Here is a 16,255-nt window from a genome sequence, read left to right on the forward strand (position 1 = left end):
GGTCAACCTAGTGTCCGATGCATTCGTTCCAGAAAAATGAGCACTGTCTGCTTGCGATCGAGATTGAAGGCGGCAGCGTCCCTCGCCTCGCTCTGCATGTCGTTCCACAGATTTGACCAGCGATTGGCTTGCATCACATCGCCCTGCTCCGCGCTCAACCGTGCTTTCCCGGCAATGCGCGCCAGCAGGTCTTCCAGGAAAAGGTCATACTGGATTTCGGCATCGCGGCCCGAAAGTGCCGTCGCCAGCGCATGCGCTTTTGGTACATCGAAGGTGGGCTTGCTCAGGACGGCATCGACCGTTTCTGAGATTTCCAGTCCACCAAAAGCCAGCAGCAAAGCAGCCTTGCGAACACTGCCATCCGCATGCGCAATCAGCGAATCCGTTTCAGCTGACTGCTCAGTGTCCAGATTGATCGCGGCAAGCGCTGAGAGCAGGTCTTGCCGTTCCAGCGAGTCGAAACGGATCGACTGGCAGCGGGAGCGGATCGTTGGCAGCAACCTTCCTGAAGAATGCGAGATCAAAATAAACAGAGTCCGCTGCGGCGGTTCTTCAAGAGTCTTAAGTAAGGCATTGGCAGCATTGCGATTCATATCATCGGCTGGGTCGACAATGACGATGCGCCACGACCCGTCATGTGAAGTTCGATTGAGGAAATGCGTGACCCGTCGCACCTCGTCCACCGTGATGCCGGTCTTGAACTTGCCGGTCTTTGCATCGACCGGACGGCTGATGTGCAACATCGCCAGATGCGTTCCGCTGGCGATCTGCCTGTAGGGTGCGACTCCGTAATCCGGCTCGGCGAGCGTCAGAGGCGCTTCACGTTCTGCCGGGTATTTGAGCATGTGTCCTGCAAGGTGGAACGCCAGTGTCGCCTTGCCAACGCCCTGCGGCCCTTCCAGCAGCAGGGCGTGGTGCATTTGGCCGGACTGATAGGCTTGCGCCAGGAACGCTCTGATCGCCGCATGGCCGAACAGCGCGGGGTTCGCTGACGGCGCGGGAACGCCATCGATGGCGTCGTGGGTCGCCGGCACATCGAGAATCGCATCACTCATTTTGTCACCTCGACGGCTTGCTTAGGTTTGATTCCGCGGCTCGTCTTCAATTGATCGACGAGCGCAGCGATTTCCCTGGCGATCTCGCCGGCGGGACGATCGGCGGCGATGACCTTGCAGCGTTCCGGTTCTTCTGCGGCAATGGCGAGATAGGCATCGCGCCGCTTGTGATGCAGTTCGATGGTCTCCTTCTCGAAGCGATCAGCGGTCCCTGCCCCGCGCCGTGCATTGGCGCGCTGCAGCCCAATCTCTGCCGGCAGGTCAAGGATGATCGTGAGGTCAGGCATCAGGCCGTTTATGGCGGCACGTTCGATGGCACGCATCAGGGCCGGATCGAGTTCGCCGGTCACGCCCTGATAGACCCGGCTGGAGTCGATATAGCGGTCGCAAAGCACCATGCGCCCGGATTTCAGCGCCTTGCGCATGACTTGCTCGACATGGTCATTGCGTGCAGCAGCAAACAGCAGGGCTTCCATCGCGGGGCCGAAAGGTTCGGCCGCACCGCTCAGGATGACGTGGCGCACCGCTTCGGCGCCCGGCGATCCGCCTGGCTCGCGCGTCACCAGAACATCATCGCCTTGCCCGCGCAGATATTCGGCCAGACGCGCAATCTGTGTGGATTTGCCCGCGCCCTCGCCGCCCTCGAATGTGATGAATAGTCCTTGCACGCTTGTCGTCGTCTTTCAATGCAGAGTCGGTTATGCGGCTCTTACGCAGCATGCACAGACAGTTTCAGACCAAGGGCTCGTATGACCCCGGTAAGCGTTTCAAGGGTTGGGTTTCCACCCTCGCTAAACGCCTTGTAGATCGTCTCCCGGCTTACACCGGCGTCTCGGGCCAGCTGTGTCATTCCACGAGCGCGCGCGACATCTCCGATAACGGCAGCAATAAGGGCAGGATCACCATCCTCAAACGCGGCTTCGACATAGGCCACAATGGCTTCCGGGCTATCCAGATTCTCCGTGACATCCCATGGTTTTGTTACAAGTGCCATGATCAGAACTCCTTTGCTAGTGCTTTGGCCCTGGCAGTATCGGCAGTCTGTGTGCGCTTGTCGCCGCCACACAATAGCAACACCAGGGTCTGGCCACGCTTCTGGTAGTAAATTCTGTAACCAGGTCCGTAATCGACCCGAAGCTCACTGACCCCTTCCCCGATTGGCTTCACATCGCCCGGATTACCAAGTGACAGGCGTCGAATTCTAACCTGAATACGCGCAATCGCATTTGTATCCTTCAGTGCTGTGAGCCAACTGGCAAATTCGAGCGTTTGACGAATTTCGACCATGCGCAAGATAAATCCATACAAAAAAACTGTCAATTATAATACACAATATCAATAAGTCTAAAACTTCAGTTGCCGTATCCAGCCAGTCGCCAGTTCATATACGGCGTCGAGCGAGCGCTTCTTCAGACCGCCGGTCTCGATTGCTTCTGCCGTATAGACCGGCGTTTCCTGCGCCAGGGCATCACCGATCCATATCCGCAACGTGCCGACCTGCTGGTCTGCCTTCAGCGGTGCAACCAGAGGGCCCTGGTAGACGACATGTGCCTTCAGGCGATCCCGATTGGCGACTGGTACGAGAAGGCTGACCTTCTCATGTGCCTTGAGAGGGACGCCTGATTTGACGCCGCCAAACACGCTCGCCTCGCCGACCGTCTCGCCCTCGGCAAAAATATCCATTTCCTCGAACGCCTGATAAGCCCACTCGAAGATCCGCTTGGCTTCCTCTGCGCGCTCCTTGTCGCTGGCAAGGCCGCTCAGTGCAAGGATGTAGCGCCGACCGTTCCTTGTGGCCGCCCCGACAATGCCATAGCCGGACTGCTCGGTGTAACCGGTACCCATGCCATCGGCTCCGATATCGAGGCGCAGCAGCGGATTGCGGTTGCGCTGGAAGATGTTGTTCCAGGTGAAATTGTCCTGCGCATAGGTGCGGTAGTATTCCGGATATTCCTTGTTGATATGCCGCGCCAGGGCGACCAGATCGGTCAGCGAAACCCTTTGCTGCGGGTCGGGCAAACCGGTCGAATTGACGAAGGTCGAGTTTTTCAGGCCGATCTCCCTGGCCCGTGCATTCATCATCTCTGCGAATTTTGGTTCCGACCCGGCAATGCCTTCCGCCAGGATAATGCAGCCATCATTGGCCGATTGCACGATGACGCCCTGGATCAGGTCGCCGATGCTGATCGACGATTTGAGCTTGGCGAACATGGTCGAACCGCCAGATGGCGCGCCGCCGGTTCGCCAGGCATTTTCGCTCACTGTATATTGCGTGTCGGGCGTGATCGTGCCGGTTTTGAGCGCATGAAAGACGACTTCCATGGTCATCAGCTTGGCAAGCGCCGCCGGCTCGATCAGCGTGTCTGGCGATTTCGCATAGAGGATCGTTCCGGTCTGATCCTCGATCATCAAGGCTTGCTTGGCCTTGGTGTCAAATAGCGCATCCTGCGCGGCTGCCATGGTGACGGATGCGAGCGCAATCGTCACGCCAAGAGCAAAAATACGGAATGGCCGGGTCAGAACGTGTTTCGAAAAAAGGAAATCAGTTGCCGTCATCACGAACGACAAATGCATCGCCTGCGCCGGCATTCCATGCAGCCTGAAGCAGCGTGTCGGTGTTCTTTGCCGTGTTTGCCCGAGCAATTAGGGCAATGCGCGGCCCCTCGGGGCTGGCAATCTCTGACAATTCCACCTTACCCAGGCGCGAAAGCAGCTTCATCACACGGCTAGCCTCGGCCTTGTCTGCAAAGAGGCCGACATCGACATATTCAGCTGTCGGTTGAACGCCGCCCGGCAGTTTGTTCATGGCTTTCCATGAGGTGGAAACTGCGTCCGGCGACAGCAGATCGGCCGTGGCCTGTACTGTGCCGTTGGCATTTGCGACCCGTTCGCTCGCATAGGAGCTGATGAACGGCGACGCCGGAGGCCGGTTGCCCTTCAGTGAGCCGAGGAGAATGGTCGGCTTGTCGTCTATATAGGGACCAATCAAGGGTAGTACAGGAACAATGTTCGCATCAAAGTTGAGCCCATCATTGCCGGTTGGCGCCATGGCTGGCTGGGTGGGCTGCTGCTCTGGCATGTTCAGGCGTGCGGCTTGATCGTTCAGCGAAACCGGCTGATTTCCAAGACTTGCGACCTGGATGCCAGCGGATTGCCGCGGCTGCATGCCAGGAATCGCCAGCGGTGCGCGCTGCGTCGGTGTTGCGCCGTTCATGGCGATCATCACGCCAGATGCCGGCTGCCCCCACGGATCGGGTGCTCCGGTGCCACGATACGACGCCATCAGGAACCGGTCATCGCTGCCTTCGAGCGGCGCCCTGCCGACATATTCGACCTTCACATCGGCCGTGCCGGTATGCTGGTAGTCGAGCATCGTTGCAGCCTTTTGTGAAAGATCGATCACGCGGTTGCTGTGATAAGGACCGCGGTCATTGACGCGCACAATCACCGAACTGCCATTGGCGAGATTGGTCACACGCGCATAGCTTGGCAATGGCATTGTCGGATGTGCTGCGGTCAGACGGGTTGTATCGTAGATCTCGCCATTTGCGGTCAAACGGCCATGAAAAGCCGAACCGTACCAGGACGCCCTGCCCTTGCGGCTATAGCCCGGCTCTTCCTTGGGGTAATACCATCTTCCGGCCACCTGATAAGGCCGGCCGATCTGGTTGCGTCCGCCGCCGCGCGGAATGTTGCGAAGATCGCTGACAACGCGCGGACTGGCCTTCACGCCATATTCGGATTCAGCGAAATATTCCTTGCCGTGCGTTCTCTTGGCGACTTTTGGCTTGGGCGAAGCGCAGGCGGCCATCAAGGCGCCGATGGCGACAACTCCCACAACTCGAAAAGCGTTGGCTTTTGACAATGCAAATCACCGGCCACTGCTGGCCGTCCCCAGGAATTTTACATTAAATGTATCGGTAACAGATCAGACTGGTGATGCAACCCCGACGCCCATCATTGGGACTGCACCAGTTCTATGAATGCCACTGATAGGTTGATACCAGCTTAACAACATCTGGCGGCTGCAACCTATTATCCGGCATGTGCGGCCATACTGGCGGTAGCTCCATAAGCAGGCATCACTTTTTATGTGCACCAGTCGCATAAGCTGCGAAAACGCCTGATAGTTCTGCACAAATTGCAAAAGTGCTTGAAATATACAAGGCAATCGCGCATAGAACGCACCGCCGGAAGAGTGGCCGAGTGGTTTAAGGCAACGGTCTTGAAAACCGTCGTGCGGGGAACCGTACCGTGAGTTCGAATCTCACCTCTTCCGCCATGAAATCTGCCAAACATATTGATCTTACTCCAGATTTTGTTTAGGAAAATTATCATTCCTACCAGAATGTCTGCCGGCTTGCGGTGAGCCTTTTCAATTCTTCTCTGCGAAGTTGGTGGGCATGAAAGACTCGCCCAAAGAACGGATCAAACTCACCTCCGCTTCGGCGAACTACCAAGCAGCCAGAGTTTAAGCGTAAATTCGACGAGATCGACAGACCCGTTTATCGAGAAACCTTTGTAGTGACCATCGTCGAGGTTGCGCAACCAGCAGAATTCGTTTGCTTATTAGGCTGCTGTTGACAGTTTTTGTCCATTGGCGGACAATTGAATTAACGTCAGGTATTTATCGGCCTGCTGGCGTTTGAGAGATGGAACGTGCTCCCGCCTGATGAGTGGAGGAGCATTCAATGCAATTTCCGCGCTTTGACGGTGTTTATTCGCAAGAGGAATGGCGTATCTTGGCATTGGCTCATCACAGGGCCTGTCAAATGCTTGAGCGCGACCCGCAATTCCATCCTCTTGCCGAACGTGTTGCGCGTACAATCATGATTTTCTTCGAACGCGGCGAACGTGACTTTGGCCGGCTCGCCGATATGGCGGCAAAGCGTGAGCGCCGATTACCGGAAGATGATGACTGGTCGGACGCGGGCTTCCTGAAGCAAATGCTACTGGCCAGATCTGGCCGACCCCAGGATTTGCACTGATCGTCGGGCCTAACCTTTTCGAAATTGGGCCTGCCCCCGTTTGTTTTTACATTTCTCCCAGTCCCCGATTACGCATCCTCTTGTCTTGCTCACGAAGGATGAACGATTAATTGATTGGTGCGTCAGGTGCATCTCGGCGTTAGATTGTAGCCCTCTTGCTTTCCGATTGAAACGAGACCGGTCGAACCGAGAGGCCATCCACATGAAACGCACATGGATATCTGTGGCATTTGGCGCTGTAGTGGTCGCGTCGGTGTCAGTATCAGCCCAAGCTCAGCCTGTCGTGACAGGTGCTTCATCTGGAACGCTCAGCAGAATCCTGAGCGGAGAAGGCAAACCTGGCGATTCTGTCACGACAAATTCAGGCATTACCTATCGGGTGCTTTCCAACGGAACCGTCGAAATGAGAAATCCCAGATACGGGACAGTCAAGTATTCGCGGCCCGAGCCGGCGTGGCAGCGCAACTTGAAGAACCAGGGTGTTGGTGGACACTGAAACCGCCTATGATGCATACGCCGGGCTTGATCATTTTAAGTACATAATAGTATTGATACTGCGATTTATTGTTGAGATTCAACGAATCACGCAAAATGCCAGAAAAAGAAACGGATCTGGTACCATGCGAAATCAAAACATTGAGCCTCTGCACTTTCGAGACTTTATGGTCATGCTTGCCTTAGTGGCGACGGTTGCACTCGTTCTTTGGGGAACAGTGTCCACGATCGCGAAAAACAGGCCGCATTTCGAAGCTCCCCCCGTCATCGCACGGTGACAAGTTTAAGGGCGTCCGCTGCAGCGAAGACACCTTCGCCGTCAGGCGACGAAACTAATGTTTCAGCGACTGCTGGCCGACGTAAATTTCTGCCTCCTTCGCTGCTTCGATGAACGCGTCTCTCGCTTCGGTGCAGAGTATCTTGCCTTCCAGTGCATCGAGACAAGCCTGTTTTGCGGCTGACAGCTTCGGGCCGGTCTTAAGCGGCCAATTCATCGCCAGATTTTCGGCCGCTTCCTCGACACAAGAAACGTCACGCATCTTGCCGACCTGATGGGTCATGATTGTCACATATGGGAAGGGCAACTTGTGCATGCCCAGAAACGCCTATCGAGGATGTCTGTTCCGCACGTCATCAATTCCTTGTATCTGGTTCTTTATCGTGCATCCGCTTCAGCAAATCTTTGAACAATTTGTCATTCTGTACAGGCCGGTACCTGCTGTGAAGCGCATCCAAATAGGCGGGCTGATTCAGCTGCTCCCTCATCACTTTGACGGTCTTTGGGTTCTCATCTTTATCATTCATGGCGTGTTCCATCCCAAGCGAAAAACTGTTTTCAGCCGCATTGGTTCCAGACCGGAAATATAACCTTAGGGATTCGCTCAGCTATTGGGATTCGATTGACTATTTATGTCCTGTGGAAGACACTTCTCATGTCGCCGGCATCTTTGGGCACTGGCGCTTGAGAGATGGAACGTGCTCCCGCCTGAAAGTAAACGGGGAGAACATCATGCTTCATTCAGAAAATCAGATCACCTATTCATCCCAGGACTGGGACATCATGCAGCGCGCGCATGAAAAGGCCTCCGAGTTGCTTGGCCGTTCCCCGTCGACGCACGAATACGCCAACCGCCTTTCGCACAGTCATGAAACTGTTCGATCGTGGATTGCGCGATCCCGAAGTCCTTGCTTGGGTCGCCGCCAACCACGAAACCGGCGTTTCGAAAGTCGCCAAGAGCGTGAAAGCCGCATAGCGTCATGAGCTGGGCCGTGGGGCAGAATATTAAAGAGAAGCTCGAATGCCCGGATTGCGGGACGATCTATCTGCGTATTCCCGAAAACGTGCAGCTACACTTCCTTATCCAGTGTAATTCGTGTGCCAGAGTACTTGGCAGATGGAGTGAGCTGGCAGCTGACTTCAATCCTCAGGGCGGCGAGAACGGCGTATTCGAAATGCACGATGGGCAGATCATTCGGAGAGAGTGACGTCATGCCAGATAATTCTAATGACAATAATGAGCCCTGGCCCAGCGCCCGGTCGTATATGTCATACGGTGCGGTGTTCTTTATCGGCGTTTCTATCGTATTGGCGTTCGGCTGGTTCTTCCGCTAACACGACGCAACCAGCCTGATGGGTCATCTCAGCTACCAGGGCTCGTTTGAGCGCTGCCCGTTCCGTCGGCCGGCGCCCCCTTCTCAATCGAATTAGCTACTTTCCCACATATGCACGGCCGTTATCGTCCCAGGCACTGGCGGTCGACCGGTCGATTCGAGCACTACATCAATGTGGGGAGTAGCGCATGCTGATGGTTTCTCTGTTTTTGGCTTTGTCTTTGGCGGGTGGAAAAGTCGAGAAAGGCGATGCAGTCATGCAGGCGCAATTCTATCTTATGAAGTTGTCATATGCTTGCAGTGATCCGCTCTACAGGTCAAAACGAGACGCCACTCAGCGCTGGATCAAGCGTCTCGATGCTGACACAACCTTCACGGCAAAAGACGTATCCGATCTCGATAGTGCCCTAAAGAATGGCGGGGCGAAACTGGACAATCAATAAAGGGGACTGCATCAAGCTCCTCGCCGACGCGCAAGAAAAAGTAGACGGTCTATTCGCAGAATACAGCCGCTAGTTTTCTAAGTTTGGTAGTCTATTGCGACCGAACTCCGCCAGGACGAGCCTGACCGTGTCCCAAAAAACTAGTCCTTGCGAGCAACTTTCAATGTTCTTCCAGCGTTTTATAACGGAATTCCTAAGAAACGCTCAGCCGGGCGCTGGCGCGGGCTGTAGGGTATACCCGAGCGACTTTGCCCTTCGTTCGAGATTGGTGAGGACGCGTCGGCGGTAACTCTCTTCGTAATGGGAGGCTCCCGGATCGCTGTATTTCATACCGTGACGCAGCGTATTGTAGAACAAGACGGCGATTTTGCGGGCCGTGGCAGTGACCGCCTTGGCCTTGCCGACACGTGCGGACAGACGCCGAAAGAATGCCCCCAATGCGGTCTCGGTGCGCCCGACCGCAACCGCGGCAAGCCGCAGTAGTGCCGCGGCCCGGCTGCCAGATCGTCGGGTTCGTGAGGACAACACCTTGCCGCCGGAGATCTTGTTGCTTGGTGAGAGGCACAGCCAGGAGGTGAAGTGCTTGGCGTTTGGCCAGGCCGAGAGATTGGTCCCGCACTCTGCAACCAATTTCAGCGCCAGATAAGGCCCGAGTCCGTGAATCTGGGTGACGTCGCAGCCGAGCAATCCGTGCAGGGCGGCGCGAACATCGAAGGCCGGGCCGTTGGATTGCTTCTTCATTGTCCGCACGCAAGGCGGTTTGCCTACAGAGGCGCACGAGGCCTTCCGCAGCCGTTTCAAGACAGCCTCGATGCGCACGTCACAGAGCGCCACTTTGGCTTGGTAGACGTCGTACAACTCCAGCGCCTGGGTCAGGGCAAAGATGTGCTCTTCGCGATCATTGCCGACGAGCGCCTGACGGATCGTCTCCGCAGACGCATGGCAGCGTGGGTCGCGATGGGCCGCCAGCACCATCGGGTCGCGCTCCCCGGCCACAAGCGCCCGGATGATGGCCATGCCGGTCGCGCCGGTGATGTCTGTCACCACGTGGTGGAGTTGCAGATTCATTTGCGTCAGCGCCTTTTGCATGTGCTGGATGTGCGAAGCGGCATAATCCAGCAAGCGTTCGCGCTGGCGCAAATAGGCGCGCATGACTGCAACTTCGCCCTTCAGCCGGAAACTGGCCCTGAGCAATCCATATTCATGCAAACGCTGCAGCCATTGGGCATCGCTGATATCGGTCTTGCGGCCCGGCACATGCTTGGCATCGCGTGCATTGACCAGTATGACCTCGAAGCCACGCTGGTCGAGTATCTCGAAGACCGGGATCCAGTAGACCCCCGTGGACTCCATCGCGACCGTGCGTACGCCGCACTGCGTGAACCAGTCCGCCAACCGATGCAGATCGCCGGTGAAGGTTCCAAAACTGTGTACCGGCTCGGAAACGTGGTCGGGCCCGACTGCGGCTACGTGCATCGTGGCACCGATGTCGATTGCAGCTGCATTTTGGTGTGTAGGGGAAATATCTCGCTTGCTGCGAGACTTCTTTGTTCCAGACATCGCAAGCTCTCCTATCCGATTGTCGAATGGAGGGGCTGGGCTGTGCCAAAAGATCAAATTCCTAACCGGGATCGCCGCGAACGGCGTCACCACTCTCAAGCGCGCAGCAGCCCATGGACCACGTTAGGTAACGGGGTTAGACACCACCAAAATGCCGACGGCCTCTCCTCTCCAGCGCCCACACTAGCACACCGTTTCTATCCCCGCAGGCGGGACACAGGCCCGCGAATGGTTAGGTAGCAAAAACCACCAGATCTGAAAGCTAGCAATGCCGACTTTTTCAACGGTGTCCTCGACTAGCGGTCGTTTACATTAGGCCGTATTATCAAGCAACGGATACGGAGCGGAACAAGCGAGCCGCACGTCATTTGACACGCAAACCGCAGCGTGGTGTTGCCATATTAGAGCGCGAATGTTCAACTGCGATCAGAAAAGGGAGCACCTTCATGGATTCCGATGGATCGATTGTCACTCCTTTCACTCGCCTGCTCGGTATTCGCCATCCAATCGTGTCGGCACCGATGGGGCGTGCCTCTCGACCGGAACTTGCCGCAGCAGTGACCAACGCCGGCGGCCTCGGCGGGCTTGGCTTCAGTTGGGACAGCCCACAGCACATCGAAGAGCTGATTGGTGCCGTGCGTCGGCTTACCAATGACGGTCCCTTCCTCGCCAACTTCGTTCTTGAATGGGATCAGCATGAGAGAATGGAAACCGCGCTCTCGGCCGGCGCTCGAATCATCTCTTTCTTCTGGGGTGACATCGCACCCTACATGGATCGTGCAAAGGCCGCGGGTGCGCTGGTCGTCCACACCGTCGGGACACCGGAGGAGGCGCGTCGATCGGTTGATCTTGGTGTGGATATTCTAGTGGCCCAGGGCAACGAAGCCGGTGGTCACGTCTGGAGTCGACTGTCGACGATGGTGCTCGTTCCTCTTGTGGTCGACGTCGCCGGGAAGGTGCCCGTTCTCGCGGCCGGTGGAATTGCCGATGGGCGAGGCCTTGCAGCGGCTCTCATGCTGGGCGCATCAGGTGTATGGCTCGGCACACGGTTTCTTGTCTCGACCGAAGCGGCTTGCCACTCCGATTACAAGCGCCGCCTCATCGAAGCTGCCTCGAGTGACACGATCGAGACCACTCTTTTTGACGGAGGCTGGCCGGATGCACCCAGTCGGGTACTGCGCAACCGCACGGTCGAGGCATGGGAAACGGCGGGTCGCCCCGAGTCGGGTTCCCGACCTGGGGAGGGCGAGGAGATTGGCCGCACACCTGATGGCAACCCGGTACGGCGGTACTCGTTCGCCGGCCTGCTCAGTGACGGTCAGGGGGACATCGACGACTTCGTCATTTACGCGGGCGAGTCCGTCGGACTGGTGCGTGAGGTTGCGCCAGCGTCTGAGATTGTCAGAGCCTTGATCGCTGATGCGGCACAGACTATCGCGCAGCGAGCCGGGCACTCGACAAAGGGTTGAGCGGACCTAATTCCGTTTTATAATGTTGGACGTTTTAGGAAGGGAGTGACTGCAATGGGAGGAACTTCGCAGCATTTTGTCCGCAGGATGCCGACGGCGCCGGACCACTTGATGCAATCGATCAAGCAACACATACCGAAAACAAAGCACGAGCCGGAGAGATTGTCCGAAGTGCTCAAACGATCCAAGGGCGCTTATTCAATAGGCAAATATAAGCCATCAAAATAGCCCCAACGATAATCGGGCCCGCCAGCGACGAAGCGAGCGGGCTTGCCGTGCCTCGCTCTGATCACATTTGCCGTCCGGCAAGGTGACCGTGCTTACGTTGTTACGCCAGAATGCTCTGCCGCAGCGTGTCTATCCGGTTAGCCAACAACGTAGAAAAATCGGAATTTCCCACGGCAGAGCCAACCCGTGCAATTGCCTCAAAATCAACCTGTCCAAGGAGGCCCCGAGCCGCCAATCCGGCGAGTATGCCCGCGATCAGGGTGCGTTCTACCGCATAATCCATACTAAGTCGCTCAATGGCCTCTGATTGGTCTTTCGGCACCCCCGGCAATCCGTTGAGAATACGTTTCATTCTGTGCCCATCCCGACGCAATGCTCAATCAATAACTTGCCGTGGGATGATCTTGTTATAAGCCGCTTGGATTATTCCACAGCTTATTCTCTAATTAATTTGATTGATCTGGCGCAATTTGGCCGGACCGCGTCAATGTTGAACCAACTGGCCCGGAATGCGTTTGACTGTTGGGCCACACGGCGAGACAATTGGTGAGTCGGAAGAGGCTTGGACTTCCCATTTTCGGATTGCTCATAGCAGTCGAGACCATTCCACAAGGGACGCATTGAAGCGATGAACAGTCACTTTGCTTTAATCCTGATGCTTACGGCGATCGCGTGGACCGGGGCACTCGTTTACCTGGTCAAGCGATGGGACCATCACCGGAAGTGAAATTGAGTGCTGCCAGTTACTTGGCACGGATGACGCAGAATTGAACCCTTCCCGGCTGGGGGCGCTGCGTGTTCGCTATGACATAAAGCACCGGGCTTGTACCGCGGATTTCAGCGGAAGCTTTTCGGGCATTACATCATTTACCCGCAATCTGGCCATGCTAGACCGCTCGCTAACTCTGAAAAGGCAGCAAGCGAAATGTCGAGCGAAGACAATAAATCATCTTGGTCCAACTCTGAGAACTGGAGCCATGGAATTGGACGTATCTATTTTTCCAGATCCGATTCCAGACTGTGGGTGCCAAAACGAAATCCCGCCATGGGATGTACTATCAATATGGCTCACCGGCGTGCAATTTGGTGGCTCTTGCTTCTAATCCTGGTACCGACACTGATCTCCATGACGGTCCTCGCGCTGTGAGCGCGAGGACATGGCTATTTTCCGATCATTTGTTGATCGATGTGACCGCCAAATTGGTGAGCTTGCTGTTTGCAGCCTTCTCCTGGTCAAGGATCTCGCTCAACAGGACGTGGGCCTCTTCGTTCCCGAGGACCTTCGCCCACTCACGCAATGAGCCGTAGCGGGCAATTTCGTAGTGCTCGACGGCCTGGCAGGCAGCAAGCACACCCGCGTCCAGTGCTACGCCCTCGGCCTCATCCATCAGGCCGTCAGTCTCCTTCAGGAGCCCATCCGCAGCGTCACATTTAACGCCTTCCGGTTTCATGTCGATCGTTTGAAAAACTTTTTTTAACGTCTCTATCTGTCCCTTCGTTTCTTCGAGGTGATGATCAACCGCCTTCTTCAGCTCCGGGTTTTTCACCGCCTTCGATACCTTGGGTAAAGCCTTGGTCATCGCATTCTCGGCGTAATAGACGTCTTTCAGGGTGTGTTTGAACAGCTCAGCGAGAGTTTTCACGGGTAATCTCCATGGTTGACACTGCAAACCAAACGCCCGCTTGCCGTTTTCGTTCCTCTCATGGTTTATGCGTGGATTGCTCGTTCAATGCGCGGCAGGAACTAATTGTGCATGGCAGCGTTACTACTCAGTCTTTCCCCAACTCACAAAGGAGCGCACATTGAACCGCAACGGTCTGTACCTGATTGTCGGAGCCCTGCTGGTCGTAGTCGTCGGCTTGGGCGCATATGTCTATAGGGAAGAAACAAAGCCTGCTGGCGTAGAACTGAAAATTGGCGAGGGTGGCGTTTCGATCAAGGAGAACTGATTGCTTGCGGCTTGGCGCGAAATTTTAACCACTGTCCTATGATGTTATCATTATGGATCAAAATAAGAACGGTCTGATTGAAGTCATCGCTTTTGCGGCGATCATGGTGGTCTTTTTAGGCGCAAGCTTTGTTGTCATGCATTCAACTCAAGGTATCGGCTACCAAATGGCGATTCCGCCGCAGCATATAACGCCCGACAGGGGCAACTGAGCCCCTAGCCCAAATACCCGGTAACCGAGTGTTAGGATTTCAGGACTAGGTGATGGTGCCAGACAAGGGACTTGCCTATGCGCCGCGCCATGATACTTGCTTTGTTGTTGCTCACCGGCTGCGCCACCGCACCCACGCAGACAAACAATGTTTGTGCGGTGTTCGAACAGAAGGACGGGTTTTTTAACAATTGGTATAAGGACGCCAAGAGCGTCGAAGCGGAATATGGCGTCCCGCTGCCTATTCTCATGGCCACGATTTATACGGAATCCGGTTTCCAGGCTCGTGTGAAACCGCCGCGAACCAAGCTGCTCGGCTTCATCCCCTGGACACGTCCTTCGAGTGCCTATGGCTATTCGCAGGCGCTGGATGGAACCTGGGCCGAGTATCAGCGGGAGACCGGCAGATATGGCGCGGGGCGGACAGATTTCGGCGATGCCGTGCATTTTGTCGGCTGGTACCATGCCCAGAGTCATCAGAAAAACGGCATTCCGCTCAACGATGCCTATAATCTCTATGTGGCCTACTATGCCGGTCAAGCTGATTATGCGCGGGGAACGTGGAGGAATAAGCCGGCTATTGACCGGACAGCCCGGCGTACCGCTGCCATGGCCAATACCTACGCCGCTCAACTGAGTACTTGCGGGCTATAGGACCCCATCAGTAATCGGGGATGTTGCGTGCCGCATCCCGTGTCTCAATACATTTGTTTAAGTGACCAGTCGGTAGAAACGTGCTCAACTCTCGGCGTAGTCTCAACCGTTGAATAGTGTTCGGTTGCGTAGCCATCAATTGTCAATTGCGTTTGTATTTCGCCCGGGTCCTACATAATCCGTGCCCTCTTCGAACTGTCTTTCGAAGAGCGTCGATGTCATGGTCGAGACAGAAAATGCACAAGGATCGCTACTATCTCCTGGATGCAATGCGTGGGGTCGCTGCATTGCTGGTCGTGTTCTTTCATGCAGGTTCCTTCACCCAGACCAATTACGCCGCCAAAGGCTATCTGGCGGTGGATTTCTTTTTTGCGCTCAGCGGATTCGTTATCGCGATGTCATACGGAGGACGGCTGCGCGGCGGACTGTCGGTTTGGCGCTTTACGCTTATGCGCCTGATCCGCTTCTATCCACTTTTCGTGCTTGGCCTAGCTCTTGGTGTAACGAAAGCCCTGGGCGCGCTGTTCTTCGCAGACGCGCAAGCGATAAGCATTGCTCAAATAACGCTATCGGCCCTCTGGGGCATCGTTATGCTGCCGACGCTCTTTGCTCCGCATGAGCTGTTTCCGCTCAATGGTCCGGCGTGGTCGTTGTTCCTGGAATTTGCCATGAGCATAGCCTTTGCTGCCTGGTTCGTACGTTGGCGGGACAGCTCGCTTGTCTTTCTTGCCGTCGTTTCGGCAACTGCAATGACGATTTTCGTCATACAGACCGGTACGTTGCACGGCGGATGGGCCTGGTCCACATTCGGTGTGGGCGTCGCCAGGATAACCTTCGCATTTACCGTCGGCGTTTTGCTCGCACGCTATAAAATTCACATCGAGCGGCGCGTCAGCTGGCTTGCGCTTTTGCCGATCACTGCCCTGGTCCTGACCTGTTCGGTTGCGGTTTATGACGCTTTTCCTGTCGATCTGATTATCGCGCTGATCGTTTGTCCGGCCATTCTCTACCTCGGCATTGCCTTCGAGGTGCCGCCGTCAATGCATGGTGTGTCGAGATTTCTCGGCCAAATATCCTTTCCCGTCTATGCCGTCCATTTCCCGCTTATGTTCATCTTCAATTTTGCAGTCCGGAAAGTCGGCGTACCTGGGGAGTTGACGATCTGGCTGTTTATTCCCTGTCTTTTTGCCGGTTGCAGCCTGCTGTTTCATCTGTTTGACGTACCCGTTCGACGCTATTTGTCGGACGAGTTCATCAAACGGCGGCCTCCGGAGATTCAACACCAACCGACTGGATCCTGATGAGTGCAAATGTGGAGCCGTGTCATGCCAACATATCGCTTTGAGTTTCATGAAGCTCTCCGAACAAGTGCCGTCCGCGGAATCAAACTGGACGATGACGAAACCGCCACCGCCGAAGCCGTGCAAACCGCCGGGGAAATGCTCCTGGATGGCGTCGTGGATGATTTCGATCGCGTCGATTGGGCGATCAAGATCTTCAATCAGTCCGATGAAGCGCACGCCGTGGCTGTCATTCGCTTTTCGGACGTCCCGGCTTCAAAATACCGGTCTTGACTGGACGTCATTCGCCCG

At 55.7% G+C, this 16,255-nt stretch carries 20 protein-coding genes and 1 tRNA gene; 10 read left to right on the top strand and 11 right to left on the bottom strand.

Features of this window, described 5'->3' with window-relative positions:
- Positions 1-2: 2 nt before the first annotated feature.
- From BLM14_RS08825 to BLM14_RS32480, 6 genes are read right to left on the bottom strand one after another with little or no spacing between them, the layout of a single operon-like run.
- Positions 3-1,055, bottom strand: a complete 1,053-nt coding sequence (locus BLM14_RS08825; protein WP_099999027.1) for a DNA polymerase III subunit delta' — start codon at positions 1,053-1,055, stop codon at positions 3-5.
- Positions 1,052-1,723: a dTMP kinase gene (gene tmk, locus BLM14_RS08830; RefSeq protein ID WP_099999028.1), complete on the bottom strand. Its 672-nt coding sequence runs from the start codon at positions 1,721-1,723 to the stop codon at positions 1,052-1,054. Before tmk ends, BLM14_RS08825 begins: the two co-directional genes overlap by 4 nt.
- A 41-nt stretch (positions 1,724-1,764) precedes the next feature.
- Positions 1,765-2,049 carry an addiction module antidote protein gene (locus BLM14_RS08835; protein WP_099999029.1) on the bottom strand — a complete coding sequence of 95 codons (285 nt, stop codon included), beginning with the start codon at positions 2,047-2,049 and terminating at the stop codon, positions 1,765-1,767.
- A 2-nt stretch (positions 2,050-2,051) separates the two neighbouring features.
- Positions 2,052-2,342 (bottom strand): type II toxin-antitoxin system RelE/ParE family toxin, encoded by a 291-nt coding sequence (locus BLM14_RS08840; RefSeq protein ID WP_100001147.1) that lies wholly within the window; start codon positions 2,340-2,342, stop codon positions 2,052-2,054.
- Positions 2,343-2,399: 57 nt separating this feature from the next.
- Positions 2,400-3,629, bottom strand: a complete 1,230-nt coding sequence (locus BLM14_RS08845) for a D-alanyl-D-alanine carboxypeptidase family protein (RefSeq protein WP_418314212.1) — start codon at positions 3,627-3,629, stop codon at positions 2,400-2,402.
- On the bottom strand, positions 3,598-4,866 hold the full coding sequence (locus tag BLM14_RS32480; RefSeq protein ID WP_100001150.1) for a septal ring lytic transglycosylase RlpA family protein: 1,269 nt from the start codon (positions 4,864-4,866) through the stop codon (positions 3,598-3,600). Before BLM14_RS32480 ends, BLM14_RS08845 begins: the two co-directional genes overlap by 32 nt.
- Positions 4,867-5,247: 381 nt before the next feature.
- On the opposite strand from BLM14_RS32480, the gene BLM14_RS08855 reads away from it, so the two are divergent.
- Both BLM14_RS08855 and BLM14_RS08860 read left to right on the top strand, forming a co-directional pair.
- Positions 5,248-5,337 (top strand) — tRNA-Ser (locus BLM14_RS08855).
- 409 nt (positions 5,338-5,746) lie between these two features.
- Positions 5,747-6,043, top strand: coding sequence for a hypothetical protein (locus BLM14_RS08860; protein WP_099999030.1), 297 nt, complete (start codon positions 5,747-5,749; stop codon positions 6,041-6,043).
- 827 nt (positions 6,044-6,870) lie between these two features.
- Here BLM14_RS08860 and BLM14_RS08870 read toward each other — a convergent pair.
- On the bottom strand, positions 6,871-7,131 hold the full coding sequence (locus BLM14_RS08870) for a DUF982 domain-containing protein (protein WP_099999032.1): 261 nt from the start codon (positions 7,129-7,131) through the stop codon (positions 6,871-6,873).
- A gap of 40 nt (positions 7,132-7,171) precedes the next feature.
- Positions 7,172-7,342, bottom strand: a complete 171-nt coding sequence (locus BLM14_RS08875) for a hypothetical protein (RefSeq protein ID WP_157929504.1) — start codon at positions 7,340-7,342, stop codon at positions 7,172-7,174.
- Positions 7,343-8,337: 995 nt separating this feature from the next.
- On the opposite strand from BLM14_RS08875, the gene BLM14_RS08885 reads away from it, so the two are divergent.
- Positions 8,338-8,592 carry a hypothetical protein gene (locus BLM14_RS08885; protein WP_099999035.1) on the top strand — a complete coding sequence of 85 codons (255 nt, stop codon included), beginning with the start codon at positions 8,338-8,340 and terminating at the stop codon, positions 8,590-8,592.
- Positions 8,593-8,796: 204 nt separating this feature from the next.
- Here the strand turns inward: BLM14_RS08885 and BLM14_RS08890 are convergent, their stop codons facing one another.
- On the bottom strand, positions 8,797-10,152 hold the full coding sequence (locus BLM14_RS08890; RefSeq protein ID WP_099998800.1) for an IS110 family RNA-guided transposase: 1,356 nt from the start codon (positions 10,150-10,152) through the stop codon (positions 8,797-8,799).
- A 446-nt stretch (positions 10,153-10,598) separates the two neighbouring features.
- Between BLM14_RS08890 and BLM14_RS08895 the strand changes: the two genes are divergently transcribed.
- Entirely contained in the window at positions 10,599-11,621 is a 1,023-nt protein-coding gene (locus tag BLM14_RS08895) for an NAD(P)H-dependent flavin oxidoreductase (RefSeq protein WP_099999036.1), read from the top strand.
- Positions 11,622-11,949: 328 nt separating this feature from the next.
- Here BLM14_RS08895 and BLM14_RS08900 read toward each other — a convergent pair whose 3' ends face one another.
- Positions 11,950-12,201 carry a hypothetical protein gene (locus BLM14_RS08900; RefSeq protein ID WP_099999037.1) on the bottom strand — a complete coding sequence of 84 codons (252 nt, stop codon included), beginning with the start codon at positions 12,199-12,201 and terminating at the stop codon, positions 11,950-11,952.
- 573 nt (positions 12,202-12,774) lie between these two features.
- Between BLM14_RS08900 and BLM14_RS32645 the strand changes: the two genes are divergently transcribed.
- Positions 12,775-12,996 (top strand): DUF5808 domain-containing protein, encoded by a 222-nt coding sequence (locus tag BLM14_RS32645; RefSeq protein ID WP_418314213.1) that lies wholly within the window; start codon positions 12,775-12,777, stop codon positions 12,994-12,996.
- A gap of 25 nt (positions 12,997-13,021) precedes the next feature.
- Here the strand turns inward: BLM14_RS32645 and BLM14_RS08905 are convergent, their stop codons facing one another.
- Positions 13,022-13,492 carry a YciE/YciF ferroxidase family protein gene (locus BLM14_RS08905; protein WP_099999038.1) on the bottom strand — a complete coding sequence of 157 codons (471 nt, stop codon included), beginning with the start codon at positions 13,490-13,492 and terminating at the stop codon, positions 13,022-13,024.
- Between the two features lie 160 nt (positions 13,493-13,652).
- Between BLM14_RS08905 and BLM14_RS31520 the strand changes: the two genes are divergently transcribed.
- From BLM14_RS31520 to BLM14_RS08925, 5 genes are all read left to right on the top strand, one after another.
- Positions 13,653-13,799, top strand: coding sequence for a hypothetical protein (locus BLM14_RS31520; RefSeq protein ID WP_099999039.1), 147 nt, complete (start codon positions 13,653-13,655; stop codon positions 13,797-13,799).
- A gap of 52 nt (positions 13,800-13,851) precedes the next feature.
- Positions 13,852-14,010, top strand: coding sequence for a hypothetical protein (locus BLM14_RS30975; protein ID WP_157929505.1), 159 nt, complete (start codon positions 13,852-13,854; stop codon positions 14,008-14,010).
- A 77-nt stretch (positions 14,011-14,087) separates the two neighbouring features.
- Complete coding sequence (locus BLM14_RS08915) at positions 14,088-14,663, top strand: transglycosylase SLT domain-containing protein (protein WP_099999040.1); 576 nt, start codon at positions 14,088-14,090, stop codon at positions 14,661-14,663.
- 236 nt (positions 14,664-14,899) lie between these two features.
- Complete coding sequence (locus BLM14_RS08920) at positions 14,900-15,964, top strand: acyltransferase family protein (protein WP_157929506.1); 1,065 nt, start codon at positions 14,900-14,902, stop codon at positions 15,962-15,964.
- 24 nt (positions 15,965-15,988) lie between these two features.
- Positions 15,989-16,237 (top strand): DUF6894 family protein, encoded by a 249-nt coding sequence (locus tag BLM14_RS08925; RefSeq protein WP_133123860.1) that lies wholly within the window; start codon positions 15,989-15,991, stop codon positions 16,235-16,237.
- Positions 16,238-16,255 lie beyond the last annotated feature (18 nt).

The sequence above is a fragment of the Phyllobacterium zundukense genome (genome assembly GCF_002764115.1).
GTDB classification, from domain to species: Bacteria; Pseudomonadota; Alphaproteobacteria; order Rhizobiales; family Rhizobiaceae; genus Phyllobacterium; species Phyllobacterium zundukense.

What these genes read in the sequence shown, in the direction of transcription:
- BLM14_RS08890 (WP_099998800.1), bottom strand. Translation starts at nt 10,152, where the DNA reads ATGTCTGGAACAAAGAAGTCTCGCAGCAAGCGAGATATTTCCCCTACA.
- BLM14_RS08885 (WP_099999035.1), top strand. Translation starts at nt 8,338, where the DNA reads ATGCTGATGGTTTCTCTGTTTTTGGCTTTGTCTTTGGCGGGTGGAAAA.
- BLM14_RS08875 (WP_157929504.1), bottom strand. Translation starts at nt 7,342, where the DNA reads ATGAATGATAAAGATGAGAACCCAAAGACCGTCAAAGTGATGAGGGAG.
- BLM14_RS08915 (WP_099999040.1), top strand. Translation starts at nt 14,088, where the DNA reads ATGCGCCGCGCCATGATACTTGCTTTGTTGTTGCTCACCGGCTGCGCC.
- BLM14_RS08870 (WP_099999032.1), bottom strand. Translation starts at nt 7,131, where the DNA reads ATGCACAAGTTGCCCTTCCCATATGTGACAATCATGACCCATCAGGTC.
- BLM14_RS08840 (WP_100001147.1), bottom strand. Translation starts at nt 2,342, where the DNA reads ATGGTCGAAATTCGTCAAACGCTCGAATTTGCCAGTTGGCTCACAGCA.
- BLM14_RS08835 (WP_099999029.1), bottom strand. Translation starts at nt 2,049, where the DNA reads ATGGCACTTGTAACAAAACCATGGGATGTCACGGAGAATCTGGATAGC.
- BLM14_RS08845 (WP_418314212.1), bottom strand. Translation starts at nt 3,629, where the DNA reads ATGCATTTGTCGTTCGTGATGACGGCAACTGATTTCCTTTTTTCGAAA.
- BLM14_RS32645 (WP_418314213.1), top strand. Translation starts at nt 12,775, where the DNA reads ATGTCGAGCGAAGACAATAAATCATCTTGGTCCAACTCTGAGAACTGG.
- BLM14_RS08925 (WP_133123860.1), top strand. Translation starts at nt 15,989, where the DNA reads ATGCCAACATATCGCTTTGAGTTTCATGAAGCTCTCCGAACAAGTGCC.
- BLM14_RS08900 (WP_099999037.1), bottom strand. Translation starts at nt 12,201, where the DNA reads ATGAAACGTATTCTCAACGGATTGCCGGGGGTGCCGAAAGACCAATCA.
- BLM14_RS08860 (WP_099999030.1), top strand. Translation starts at nt 5,747, where the DNA reads ATGCAATTTCCGCGCTTTGACGGTGTTTATTCGCAAGAGGAATGGCGT.
- BLM14_RS08825 (WP_099999027.1), bottom strand. Translation starts at nt 1,055, where the DNA reads ATGAGTGATGCGATTCTCGATGTGCCGGCGACCCACGACGCCATCGAT.
- BLM14_RS08920 (WP_157929506.1), top strand. Translation starts at nt 14,900, where the DNA reads ATGCACAAGGATCGCTACTATCTCCTGGATGCAATGCGTGGGGTCGCT.
- BLM14_RS32480 (WP_100001150.1), bottom strand. Translation starts at nt 4,866, where the DNA reads ATGGCCGCCTGCGCTTCGCCCAAGCCAAAAGTCGCCAAGAGAACGCAC.
- BLM14_RS30975 (WP_157929505.1), top strand. Translation starts at nt 13,852, where the DNA reads ATGGATCAAAATAAGAACGGTCTGATTGAAGTCATCGCTTTTGCGGCG.
- BLM14_RS08895 (WP_099999036.1), top strand. Translation starts at nt 10,599, where the DNA reads ATGGATTCCGATGGATCGATTGTCACTCCTTTCACTCGCCTGCTCGGT.